Source organism: Aminobacter niigataensis (assembly GCF_014200015.1).
GTDB classification, from domain to species: Bacteria; Pseudomonadota; Alphaproteobacteria; order Rhizobiales; family Rhizobiaceae; genus Aminobacter; species Aminobacter niigataensis.
In genome coordinates this window covers 357743-370094 of record NZ_JACHOT010000002.1, presented here as the reverse complement: position 1 = coordinate 370094, position 12352 = coordinate 357743, and the positions used below count along the sequence as shown (strand labels likewise).

11 protein-coding genes are annotated in these 12352 nt (G+C 57.8%); 8 read left to right on the top strand and 3 right to left on the bottom strand.

Translation table 11 applies throughout. The annotated features are described in order from the left end of the window. Both GGQ99_RS11650 and GGQ99_RS11645 read left to right on the top strand, forming a co-directional pair. Positions 1 to 1377, top strand: coding sequence for an acyclic terpene utilization AtuA family protein (locus tag GGQ99_RS11650; protein WP_183262663.1), 1377 nt, complete (start codon positions 1 to 3; stop codon positions 1375 to 1377). Beyond that, a complete protein-coding gene (locus GGQ99_RS11645) occupies positions 1374 to 1682 on the top strand; it encodes a DUF4387 domain-containing protein (protein WP_183262662.1) in 309 nt (102 codons plus the stop codon). Before GGQ99_RS11650 ends, GGQ99_RS11645 begins: the two co-directional genes overlap by 4 nt. A gap of 45 nt (positions 1683 to 1727) precedes the next feature. Here the strand turns inward: GGQ99_RS11645 and GGQ99_RS11640 are convergent, their stop codons facing one another. Further along, positions 1728 to 2654 (bottom strand): LysR substrate-binding domain-containing protein, encoded by a 927-nt coding sequence (locus tag GGQ99_RS11640; RefSeq protein ID WP_183262661.1) that lies wholly within the window; start codon positions 2652 to 2654, stop codon positions 1728 to 1730. Between the two features lie 218 nt (positions 2655 to 2872). On the opposite strand from GGQ99_RS11640, the gene GGQ99_RS11635 reads away from it, so the two are divergent. The 4 genes from GGQ99_RS11635 (at position 2873) to GGQ99_RS11620 (ending at position 7071) form a co-directional block, all read left to right on the top strand. After that, entirely contained in the window at positions 2873 to 4501 is a 1629-nt protein-coding gene (locus tag GGQ99_RS11635) for an ABC transporter substrate-binding protein (RefSeq protein ID WP_183262660.1), read from the top strand. 86 nt (positions 4502 to 4587) lie between these two features. Next, positions 4588 to 5397 (top strand): HpcH/HpaI aldolase family protein, encoded by an 810-nt coding sequence (locus GGQ99_RS11630; RefSeq protein ID WP_183262659.1) that lies wholly within the window; start codon positions 4588 to 4590, stop codon positions 5395 to 5397. A 17-nt stretch (positions 5398 to 5414) separates the two neighbouring features. Then, complete coding sequence (locus GGQ99_RS11625; protein ID WP_183262658.1) at positions 5415 to 6116, top strand: RraA family protein; 702 nt, start codon at positions 5415 to 5417, stop codon at positions 6114 to 6116. Position 6117: 1 nt separating this feature from the next. Then, on the top strand, positions 6118 to 7071 hold the full coding sequence (locus GGQ99_RS11620; RefSeq protein WP_343061714.1) for an SMP-30/gluconolactonase/LRE family protein: 954 nt from the start codon (positions 6118 to 6120) through the stop codon (positions 7069 to 7071). Here GGQ99_RS11620 and GGQ99_RS11615 read toward each other — a convergent pair. Then, the gene (locus GGQ99_RS11615; RefSeq protein WP_183262656.1) at positions 7065 to 7988 is read right to left on the bottom strand and encodes a LysR substrate-binding domain-containing protein; all 924 of its coding nucleotides are present in this window, start codon (positions 7986 to 7988) and stop codon (positions 7065 to 7067) included. The genes GGQ99_RS11620 and GGQ99_RS11615 overlap by 7 nt on opposite strands. Before the next feature lie 148 nt (positions 7989 to 8136). Here GGQ99_RS11615 and GGQ99_RS11610 point away from each other — a divergent pair, with 148 nt between their 5' ends. Both GGQ99_RS11610 and GGQ99_RS11605 read left to right on the top strand, forming a co-directional pair. Then, positions 8137 to 9450 (top strand): hypothetical protein, encoded by a 1314-nt coding sequence (locus GGQ99_RS11610; RefSeq protein ID WP_183262655.1) that lies wholly within the window; start codon positions 8137 to 8139, stop codon positions 9448 to 9450. A 207-nt stretch (positions 9451 to 9657) separates the two neighbouring features. Then, positions 9658 to 11268, top strand: coding sequence for an ABC transporter substrate-binding protein (locus GGQ99_RS11605; RefSeq protein ID WP_183262654.1), 1611 nt, complete (start codon positions 9658 to 9660; stop codon positions 11266 to 11268). A gap of 164 nt (positions 11269 to 11432) precedes the next feature. Here the strand turns inward: GGQ99_RS11605 and GGQ99_RS11600 are convergent, their stop codons facing one another. Beyond that, positions 11433 to 12329, bottom strand: a complete 897-nt coding sequence (locus GGQ99_RS11600) for an NHL repeat-containing protein (RefSeq protein WP_183262653.1) — start codon at positions 12327 to 12329, stop codon at positions 11433 to 11435. Positions 12330 to 12352 lie beyond the last annotated feature (23 nt).

The window sequence follows — 12352 nt, the reverse complement described above, 5'->3', positions numbered from 1 at the left end:
GTGGAAGAGGTACGTATTCTTGCGGCGAGCGGTATGCTCGGGGCAGGCTTTTCGGAGAAATCCTTCGAGCGCGGCCTGTCGCTTCGTCCTCACGTCATTGCATGTGATGGCGGGTCCACGGATGGTGGACCGACCTCGCTGGGTCTTGGGAGCGGGACGCATCCTACCAAGAGCCTGAAGCGCGATCTCAGGCTAATGATGAAAGGACGGGACAGGTTAAAAGTCCCGATGATCGTTGGCTCCTGCGGCACCGCCGGCGGCGACGATGGCGTAAAACGAGTGGTCGACCTTGTGCTGGAAATTGCCCGTGAGGAAGGGATGACCTTCAAGCTGGCAGTCATTCGCAGCGAACAGGATCGCGACTACCTGAAGCAGCGATACGCTGAGAACCGCATATCTGCACTTCGAAACGCGCCGCCGATCGACGAAAAGGTATTCGACCGAAGCCTTCACATTGTTGGCATGATGGGGCCGGAACCCATCATTGCCGCTCTGAAGGAGGGTGCGGACATCATCCTGGCAGGGCGAGCCTCGGACACGTCTCTCTATGCAGCTCTTCCACTGCTGAAAGGCTTTGCGCCCGGGCCCATCTGGCATGCTGCCAAGACCATCGAATGTGGAGCGTCAGCCTCGGTCAATCGCAAACGGCCGGACAGCATGTTTGCGTGGATTCGCGAAGACCATTTCGACGTCGAACCAATGGACCCGGACAACCACGTTTCGCCCCAAAGTGTGGCTTCGCATACCCTCTACGAAAATGCCGATCCTCATCTGGTTGTTGAACCTAGCGGCGTGCTCGACACTGCCGAGGCCCGTTACGAACAAGTGACTGAGCGTGCCGTGCGGGTCTACGGTTCCAACTTTCGCTACTCGGACCCCTACACGATCAAGCTCGAGGGGGTCGAACTCGTCGGGTATCAGCATGTGATCATTGGCGGCGTTCGCGACCCCTACATCATCCGCCAGTTGGATAGTTGGCTCGACGCGATGAAGCACAAGATGGGTGAACGGGTTCAGGAGATATTCGGCGGCTCTGTCGGCGAAGACGACTATTCCATCCATTGCCGCGTCTATGGGCGCGACGGAACCATGGGGAAGCTTGAACCCAACACCGAGACCGCAAAAGACGTAGGCCTGGTGTTTACGGTTACCGCGGGCGACGAAGCCACAAGCGGGACGATCGCAAAATCGTTCGCCCATCTTGCCGTGCATTATCCGATACCGGAGTGGGGCGGTCTCATCACAGGAATGGCATTTCCGTACTCGCCCGCCGAGATCAATCGAGGGGCGGCGTACCGTTTCAACCTGCACCATGTTGTCGTGCCCGACACGCCGTACGAGATGTTCCCCACCACCTACCTTGAGGTTGCAGCATGACACAGCTTGGAGAACTCGCGCGCCTCATTCGATCGAAGAATGCTGGCCCCTTTGATCTGACGTTCGATATCATGTTTGACGGACAGGAAAGTTATGAGCGGGTTGTCCGCTCGAAGGTGCTGACCGCCGAGAGTTTTGCCAAGCTTTACCGCGTGCCCTTGGCTGACGTGTTGTTCTTCGAGCATGAGGCAGCACTTGCCATCAAGATCTCCATCCCGAGGCCTTACGGCCAGTGTGACGCTGGTGATGGCGATTGCTACGGTGGGCAGCAGTATGGCCCGCTGGTCGAGCTTAAGGTCGACTAGTTAGGAACGGTGCGTACCGGAAGGTGCGCACCGACCCACCCTTGGTCACATGCCCTGCGTGTGGTCCAGTGTACCAAGCACGCCTGATCTTGGATTGGATTGTACTTGTCTGTCGATCCATTTTCGGAAGGTGATGATCGAGGGCTTCTCCGGCATCCCAGTGGGAATGCAGAGATAGAACGCCGCCTCTACCTCGGTGCTGATTGGGAAAAGCTCCACCAACGTTCCGTTGGCTAGATCATGGTCCATCATGTGGCTTCGGCCCAGGGCAATGCCGCTTCCCATCAAGGCTGCCTGGTAGGCCAGATAGGTTCCGGCGAACGTCACGCGGCGTGCGTCCGGCGCAAGATCAATCCCGGCGGTCTTCGACCATGCAGTCCAGTCGTCAGGTCGAAACTCTGATTGCAGCAGCACGTGTTCGGATAAGGCTTCGGGGGTCTCGGGACGGCCATGACTCGCGATGTATCGCGGGCTGCAAACAGGCGTAAGCGTCGACCGCATGAGCGAGAACGACTTGTATCCAGGCCAATCACCGAGGCCGTATCGAATCCACACGTCAGCGCGAAGGTCCGCCATTGAGGTTGGTTTCATGACATCAAAAGAAAACTCGATAGCCGAGTGAGCATCCAGAAATTCCCCCAAACGAGGCAACAACCACTGCCTCATGAAGTGGTTTGAGCAGGCAAGCCGCAAGGAGTCGGCCTTGTTGTTATTGAGGAACTTCGCGTTCTGATTTTCGATCTCGTCGATGCAGGGACCAAGCATGTCGACGTAGGTTTGCCCGAGGCGTGTCAGCTCCTTGCGGTTTGCGCCTGACGAGTAGAGCTCAACGCCAAGATACGCCTCCAAAACCTTGATCTGTCGGCTTATGGCGCCGGGAGTCACGTGGAGTTTTTGTGCAGCTTCTACAAAGCTCGGAAAACGGCTTGCTACTACGAAAACGCGTAACGGATTCAAAGGGACAGGTACCATTTTCCGGCCTTTCCAAACCAACTGGCGCTACGAACTGCTCCTCCATAGCGCACATTGCATTCGCATGAGGCGGAGAAAAGATCAATCTGGACGCAGCTATTCTCGATTGTGCGAAGGGACGGGCTTCGTTGATATGGCCAGGGCGGCAAGGCAATCGGAACACCGAGCGCTGCCCAGAACAGGCCTCGTGAGAGGCCGCTATTTTGGTGGAGGAAGTCGTGGAGAAATCAGATCGGAGCCCGAAATCATTGGGCATCAACAGGCGCGATATGATGCGCCTCGCAGCAATTTCGGGACTCGGCGTGGCAGCGTCCGGATCGTTTTGGTCGTCGGTCAGTGCAGCTCAGGGGGCAGAAACAGCGCCCAAAAAAGGCGGGACTTTGACGATCAACTTGACATCGGATCCGTCAAACTTTGATCCGATGTCTACGACTACCAATCGCGTCCTCTACATCGCTGGTGCCTGCTACAACAACTTGGTGATGTTCGATCCGATGAGCCCCGACGTTATCATCGGGGACCTTGCTCGTGAGTGGACGGTTTCCGAAGATGGGCAGACGTACACCTTCAAGCTGGTCGAAAACGTCAAGTTTCATGACGGCAAGCCGTTTACCGCTGAAGATGTGAAATACACGTTCGACTTCGTCCGTAACCCGCCCGAGGGTGCGGTAAGCGTCCGCAGCGGACAGTTGGAGGTGGTCGACACCATAGAGGTGCTGGACGAGCTGACTGTGCAATTCCGGCTCAAGCGTCCATCACCCGCTTTCCTGCCTACTTTGGCATCGGGATGGATGCTGGTTTATCCCAAGCACATCCTGGAGGCCAAGGGCAGCATGAAGGCCGATGTCGTCGGGACAGGACCATTCCGCCTGGCCAAATACTCCAAGGGAGTAAGCATCGAACTGGTGCGAAACGAGAATTATCACATCCCCGACCGCCCATATCTGGATGGGATTACCGTCTACATCATCGGAGACGCGTCGACCACATTATCCTATCTCAAGACTGGCCAGCTGACCGTCTTCATGAACATGGGCGACGAAGAGGCCCGGCGTACCAAGCAGAACGACAAGCAGTTGGTCGTTCAAGAGGTTCCCGCACTCTCGTTCACCTGTGTCAGCTTCAACACGACAAAGGGACCGTTCAGCGACGTGAGAGTGCGCCAGGCGGTCAGCCTGGTCATGGATCGCGCCGAGACGATCTCCGTGGTCGGACAGGGCGAGGCCGTTGTTGGAGGACTTATGCCCCCCGGCCGTTGGGCCTTGCCCGCTTCGGATCTGGCAACCGTTCCCGGATACGGAGGAAACCCAGCTGACAACCTTGCGAAAGCCAAGGAACTGATGCGCGAAGCCGGGCACCCCAAAGGCTTCTCCACCACGTTGATGACCAAGCGCAATGCCAACTACGAAGCCGCCGCTGTTTTCATGCAGTCGAAGCTTGCGGAGATCGGCATCACCTCGTCCATCGATCTCCAGGACGACACCTTGTCGTACGAAAATCTCATGTCCAAAAACTACGAGATTTCGCCTTGGATCCACACGGCAGGGGGCGACGACCCAGATACCATATTCTCGGATTTCTACACGTGCAGCGCCTCGAGAAACTACTCCGGTGTCTGTGACGAGAAGTTCGATGAGAACTTTGCCCTGCAGTCACGCGAGATGAACGAGGACAAGCGGCGAGCCATTTCCCACGAGATGGAGCTGTCGATGCTGCAGGAATTCAACCGGGTGGTTCTCTTCTGGCAAAAGAAGTTCCTGGGTCTTTCTCCTCGCGTGCAGGGTCTGATCATCCACCCAGTCATGGACAATAACCGCCGCTTCCAGGACGTCTGGCTCTCGGCCTGACCAACACCACCACCGTTCACGTGTCCAAAAACGCGGCCCTCGGCTGCGAACGATCTCACTTTGTCAAAAAACGAAAGGAAATGACAATGAAAGCCAGTCCCAAGAACATCGTAAAGCAGCGTTACAAGGCGGGCCTTGTTTCCCTGGGCATTCAGGTCAAGGAATCCTCCCAGCACCTGGTGGAAATCGCTGGCGTCGTCGGTGCGGATTTCGTCAAGCTCGACTCTTTCCGCTGGCCCGTCAGCCCCGAGATGCTGCAGGGCCTCATTCAAACCGCGTGGTCCCATCAGATGATGCCCTGGGTCGCTTCGCCGACCGAGTTCTGGGACATGATGTGGCGCATGGACATGGGTGCACAAGGTCTGTCGATCGCATGCGCCCGAAATGCGGAAGACGTGCAGAAGATGGTGGATGCCACCTACTATGCCCCGATCGGCCGTCGCGAATCGAACCGCCCGCTCCGCTTCCGCGGGATGTCTCAGGGAGACTACTTCGACCTGGCCCGAGACGAGACTTTGCTTTGCGCCCAGATCGAAGACGAAGAAGGCATGGCCAATCTCAAGGAGATTCTCAAGAACGAGCATCTCGATGTCATCTGCGTGGGCAGCGGCGATCTTGCCATCTCGCTTGGCGTTGCCAACGACCGCAACCACCCGAAGGTGAAGGAAGCGCGCAAGCGGATTCACTTGGAGGCGTTGGCAGCTGGAAAGCAAGTCACAGTGACACAGGCCGTCACGACCGAGGGCCTGGATGAGGCTGCCTACTGGGTCGAGCAGGGCGTGAACATCGTGACACTGGATGGCCCCTTCAAGGTGCTCATCCAGACCTATGGCGATGCCTTGAAGAACCTCAAGGGCGCTATCGGCTACGACACTGCCAAGCTGGCCGCGGAATAAGTCGAGAACATCCCCAGATGAGCCAGCGCCCGGATCGATACCCTACAGTTACCTTCCGGGCGCGGCTTTCGTTCCTGCGTCTGCCAATGGGGCTTGTCGAGAGCTTCAGCAGCGCTCCGATCGCTGACCTCAGCGATGCCGTCGGCCGTCTGTACACGATGGATTCGAGCATTCGACCGCTCTATCCGGATGCGCCTCGTCTCCTAGGTTCTGCAGTCACCGTAAAATGCCCCGCCGGCGACAATTTTGGCGTGAAGTCAGCGTTGCGCCTGATCGAACCTGGAGACGTTCTGGTTATCGACGGGCAAGGCTTTACGGACTGGTGCTTGGGCGGGTTCAGGATGCTCGAAGAGGCCATTGCCGATCGCGGATTACGCGGCGTGATCGTGAATGGTGCCTATCGAGATGCCGAGCAGTGTTCGGCTGCGCGCTTTGCAGTCTACGCCAAGGCCATTTCGCCTTGGTCGGGACCGAAGCGCGGCCCAGCTGAGATAAATGTTCCCGTAGCCTGCGGTGGTGTCATCGTGGAACCAGGCGACGTGGTCGTTGCGGACCAAGATGGAGCCGTCGTTGTTCCGCGGTTGTTCGCGACCGCGGTCCTTAGGCGAATTCAAAGCCCAGAGATTTCATATAGCGCTGCGACGGACCTCGAACGTGATCGCCAGTTTTGGGCCGAGTTCGAGGCACGGGGCGGCGTGATGATCGATCCACAGCAATGAGGTGACGATGTTTGCCGCTCCGCCAAACATAGAAGCGCAGATTTGGTCTCAGGTTCCCGATGAGCTTCAACTGTGGGATCGCGAATCCGAATTCGTCCGAGTAAAACGGCAAGGCCAGAAACTCGGGTCCTTTCTCGAGGGCCCGTGCTTCGATCTGGCGGGAAATCTCTACGTCGTGGACATCGCGTTCGGACGGATACTCCGGGTCGATCCAGACAAGCGGTGGACCGTCGTTGCCGAGTATGACGGCGAGCCCAATGGCCTGAAGATTCACCAAGATGGAAGGATCTTCGTCGCAGACCACAAGCTGGGCATCCTTCTGCTCGACCCAGAGCAACGCAGTGTTCGTCCATTCCTGACGCGTTACCGATTTGAGCCATTCAAAGGGGTCAATGACCTGTTCTTTGCCGCTAACGGCGATTTGTACTTCACGGATCAAGGTTCTACGGGGCTGCAGGACCCGACGGGGCGTGTCTTCCGTCTCCGCACCACTGGCGAGTTGGATTTGCTCATCGCCAATGGGCCAAGCCCTAACGGTCTGGTGCTGAATCTTGAGGAAAAGACGCTGTACGTCTGCATGACCAGGGCCAACAGCGTTTGGCGAGTACCTCTGCTGCCGAACTATGGCGGCGTGGACAAGGTCGGAGCGATGCTGCAGTTGTCTGGCTCCTATAGCGGGGGGCCTGACGGCATAGCCATCGATGAAGATGGCAACCTCTATGTTTGCCATCCAGGGCTAGGTTCCGTCTGGGTATTTGATCGCTTCGGGGAGCCGATCTACCGGATCAAATCTCCAGCAGGGCGATCAACTACCAATCTCGCCTTTGGCGGGAAGGACAGAAAGACGCTGTTCATCACCGAGTCGAGCACAGGGTCCATCCTGACTGCCCCCATTCCCCATGTTGGGCGCCAGATGTACTCGCATTCCGAGAAGCCCGGGGCTATTGCTCATTGAGCTTCGCGAAAGTGTGCTGAGACGCGTCGATCGGTCTCCCTTCCTTGCGCCAGCAGCCAGTTGCGGAGCTCGTTAAACCCGGCTGTGCGTCGCGATTTCTCGGGGTAGACAAGATAGTAGTCTAGGTCCAGCTGTGCCTGCGGCTCCAGCAAGCTCGCCAAGCGTCCCGTTTGTAGTTCGTCAACAAGCAGGGAGACGCGGCCGAGTGCGATCCCCATGCCTTCCTGAGCAGCCTGATAGGCCAACCCTTCGCCCTGAATGGTTACCTTCTGCGCGGTTGGCAGTATGTCATCTGCGTAGGTCCCCAGCCAGGAGCTCCAGGGGTCGGGCAAGTGCCCTGAGTGCCAGGCATGGATGAGTTTCTGGCTCGCCAGATCGGTGATGTTACTGATGTCGCCCACCCCTTTTGCGTAGGCGGGACTGCAGACGGGCACCATGCGGGCGCTCATCAGGTACTCCGCGGTATGGTCTTTCCATGTGCCGTTCCCAATACGAACAGCACAATCCATATCCGGGCCCATGACATCGGTGGCCCGGGCGACGCTGAAGGTGACGTTTGCCGCTGGCAACTGTTCGTACAGCACGGGAAGTCTCGGCATGAGCCAGTGACGCATGCATAGCATCGAGCAGCGGACACGAATGGGCATCTGGGCTCGGGAAGCTATCCGCTCAGTGTCGGCGTGCAGCTGTGAGAATGTCGTATCCAGTGACGACAGCAGTTCTTTGCCCACCTCGGTCAACGTCACGGCACGGGTAGTACGCACGAAAAGATCGATGCCAAAGTGCTGTTCCAGCTTCTTCACCTGGCGGCTAATCGCACCTGCAGTGACATGCTGAGACTCGGCTGCCTTGAGGAAGCTCTCGTGCTTGGCAGCGACATAGAACGCCAACAGGGCGTTTAGCGGTGGCAGGCGCATCTGAACCTCATGAGTGAGAAAAGCTAAGCCAAGGCGAACATAACTCGTTTGTCAAACAAGGCCCATAGGTCGATTGATGGCTGAGGTTCAAACGGAGGAGCTTTAGATGCCGAAACCAAAAATTTTCACCGAAGCCGAATTGCAGGCAATGCGCGACAGCGTGAACTCGCTGCGTGTCAAAGGTGCCTATACCGAGGGCAAATGGATGACCTCGCCGTACAGCCGCGATCCGCGTGCGATCGGAACCGATGCGCCGAGAGAAGTGGTGGTCCGTGACATCACGCTGCGCAACATCGAACAGATGCCGGGTGTGAACCTTGCTCCGGCCGTGCGCCACCGCCTGATGGAAGAGATCGTGGCCGTCGGCGTGGCGGAGATCCAGCTCTCGATGTTCGGTCGCGGCCATACACTGGAATCGATGTCGGAAGATGTACGGCGCGTGAAAGCGGTGAACCCGGCCTGTCGCATGATAATGACCGGTGGCCGCTCCGAGGATGACGTTAAGCTGGCGCGAGATGCGGGTATCGAAATCGTGCAATTCGGTGGTGCGCCGGCGGCCGGCGCCGCCCCGATCCGCATCGGTGGAGCGTTCCAGGCCGCCTGGGAAGGCAAGGATTGGCGCAAGTCGATGGTCCCGGTGAACAAGGAGCAGCAGAATGCGCGCGTGCTGCTGCTGATCGAGGCCTGCCTCGCTGTCGGGGTCGAGCCTTCGTGCACCATCAACCAGGTCAATTATGCCGATGACGAGTACATCGTGGAATATGCTTCGCTAGTCGGGAAGGCCGGAACGAAAGGCATCCTGCTGGCGGACGGCCCCTCGGGTTGCGCTCCGGAAGCCTTCGCCTACATGACCCGTTTGGCCAAGAAGCACGCGCCGAACGCCAAAATCTTCGTCCATCCGCACAATGGCTTCGCGCTGGCCAACGCCAATTCGCTGGCCGGGGTTGTCGCAGGTGCCGAGGGCATCGAGGTAACGGTTAATGGCTATTGCTCGATTTCGGGGCAGGCTGATCTGGCCCATGTCGCTACCTCGCTCGAGGCACTCTACGGCATCAGGACGGGCATAAAACTGGCGGAACTTACCCGTCTGGCCCGCGTTGCAGAAGAGATCATCGGCCAGCCGATCTCGCCAATGCATCCGATCACTGGCACCTCTGCCTTTGCCTGTGGCGGCTCGGACAGTGTCATTCAGGAACTGGACATCGATCCGCTCATTCATTGGAGCCTGATCCCCGAGTTGGTCGGCAACAAGCGCCAATGGACCATCACGCGCGCGACCGGTAATTTCTCGATGTGGGAGAAGCTGGACCAATTGGGCATCGAAGCCGATCGCGAGCATATCGAGCCCGTGCTGGAAGCCTGCCTCGCCAAGATCCGCGAAACCGGTAAGCCGTTGAGCGACGAGGTGATCGGCGCGATCGCAGTCGGTGTGATTTCGCAAATGGCGGCCGTTACCGCATGAGACACATCCGAGGTGAAGAAGAGGCCGGGAGCGTGCTGCTCCCGAGCCATTTCTTCATGAACGTGCGCATTCTGGAATACGTCCTGAGTGAGATGAGGGAAGCTCATGTCAGCACGACAATTGGTCGATTGCACAGCGTTTCCAATGCGTTCCAATGGAAGCAGCGATGGCTGAGAGCCTGAGCATCTTATGACAACGGGAGGAATTATGACCGAGAAATTCAACACGGCCCTGTTCGATGGGCAAATCTCCAGGCGACAAGTTCTATGGGGCCTAGCGTCAGCCGGGCTCGGGGCTGCCGTTTTGAGTCAATTTGGCGGCGTAGCGTTCGCGGCATCGGAGGGAGGCACCCTTACCGCTAACATGAAGGATCCCCCAAACTTCGACATCATCGGGAACAGCACGTCATGGGTAATCCTTACCCTTGGGCCGTGCTACAATGGCCTCATAACGAACAACCCGGAAAAGCCCGATGAACTGATCGGCGAACTTGCCGACAGCTGGGAAGTGTCGGCAGATGGCAAGCTTGTCACGTTCAAGCTGCACGACAAAGTCCAGTTCCACGATGGAATGCCGTTTACTTCAGCTGACGTGAAACACACCTTTGACTTGGTCCGCAACCCGCCGGAAGGCACGGCCAGCATTCGTCAAAGCAGCCTTTCGGCAATCGATCGCATCGAAACACCCGACAAGCTCACAGTCGAGTTCCACTTGAAGCGACCGCAGCCTTCGTTCCTGCCGTTGCTTGCCACCGGGTGGATGGTCGTCATGCCGAAGCATATCCTCGAGCGCGACGGCAACATGCAGAAAGAGGTGATCGGCACGGGTCCCTTCAAGTTCAAGGACTATCAACGCGGGGTCCGGCTGGACCTGGTCCGCAATGATAGCTACTTCCAGGCCGATCGGCCGCGTCTTGATGGCATTACGTATTTCGTTGCCGAGGATCCGTCGACCCTGGATGCCTATTTCCAGACAGGCCAGATCCTATTTTACAACGAAATGAGTTCCGACTCGGGTTTGCGTTTCGAGAAAGACACGGAACATGGCCTGAAAGTCCAGCGCGTCGTAGCACTGAACCCGACCGCAATAACATTGAATGGCCGCAAGGCTCCGTTGGACGACAAGCGTGTTCGGCAAGCTATCAGTTACGCAATCGATCGGAACGAAGCGATCAAGCTGCTCGAGCAGGGTCAGGCGCAGATCGGCGGCTTCATCCCTCCGGGACGTTACGCACTGCCGCAAGACAAGCTGCTTCAAATGCCTGGCTATGGCGCCGAAGTCGAACAGAACCAGGAAAAGGCACGCAAGCTGCTTGCCGAGGCCGGGCATCCAAACGGACTGAAGCTTCGCATGCTTGTGCGGAAGAACATCAATCACGAAGAGCGAGCGGTAATGGTGCAGGGGCAACTTGCCCGTGTTGGCATCGAAGTTGCGCTAGACGTGCAGGAGAGCGCCATGTTCTTCGACAACTTCAACGCTGCGAATTTCGACCTGGTGTCCCAAGGCGGAATTGCATATCCCGTCAATGACCCCGATGTCGTGTTTGGCTCGATCCACACTTCCGGCCCCGCAAACATTTCCGGCGTTACGAACGCGGAGCTCGACAAACTGTTTGAAGAGCAGGCGTTGGAGACAGATGTCGCCAAGCGCACTGCCATTGCGCACAGAATGGAAGAAATCGCGCTTGATGAATGTAGCCGCATCGTCTTGTTCTACCAGAACAAGTTCGTTGGCCATTCTGCCAAGGTTTCAGGGTACGTGGCGACCGGAAACCCCGATGACTCCTCGCGAATGGCGAATGTAGCTCTCACCGCCTAGTGCCTGCCAAATGACAGCCGTGGTCCCTGGGATCACGGCTGTAGTTTTGCGAAAGCATGGCTTGTTTCAAATAGGCCGAATGAAAACGCGCCGGATCGGGTCCCTTGTGGGAGCCGATCCGGCGCGTTTGTCATACGGCTAGTAGGGCGGTCCAGGTGTCTCGATCAGACCCGCACATATCGGCGCAGGAAACCGCCGTGGTCGTGCATCTCGTCTCCGAGGTAGAGGTTCCCGCTGGAGTCGATGGCAAGGCCGTGCGCCCTATGCAGGATTTCCTGCTCTCGAACGTCCTGATCGATATGTCGCTTACCCCAACGGCAAACCAATTCGCCATCAGGTGTCCGAATGTCCACTTGGCCTTTTCCCGTCGAATAGATGTAGTCCTGCGCATCGCATTGGATGGCATTCGGGTGAAGGACATCGTCCATGATGGCGAGCAGTTCGCCATTGGGAGTGAAAACCTGAAGACGATCGTTACCCCTGTCCGCGACGATAACGCGGCCCTTTGAGTCAAGGCAAACGGCGTGGACCGTCTTGAATTGGCTGGGCCCCTGGCCCGGGGTACCCCAGGTAAACTCCCATTCGCCGTGGCTAGAAAAGCGGTGGACCTCGGAGTTGCCGTAACCGTCGGTAATGAACATGGTGCCGTCGGGTGCGAAGGCGATGTCGGTCGGGGCAAAAAACTTGGCGGCCTTGTCAGGTTCAAGCGCTCCTTCCTCCTCGGCAATCCGGGGGGTGCCGAATTCTCCCCAAACTCTGATGGGTCTCCCGTCAAAGGTGAAGCTTCGAATGACATGGGCCTTATCGTCGACGCAGTACACCTGGCCGCCTGGCGACACGCCGATGCCGTGAGGCCTCAGAAACAAGCCTTCACCCCATGAGGCTATGAGGTCGCCTTGCGGGCTGAAGACACGCACTGCCTCGCCAGCTCTGCAAAATGCGTAGATGCGGTCTTCAGCGTCGCACGCGATCATGCTGACATAGCGAGTGCGGTCGCCGTTGGGCATTCGTCCCCATTCGTCGTCCAACTTGTACCGAAAGTTCCCTTGGCCAACCGTCATTCGGATGCCTTCCTGTCTTGTTG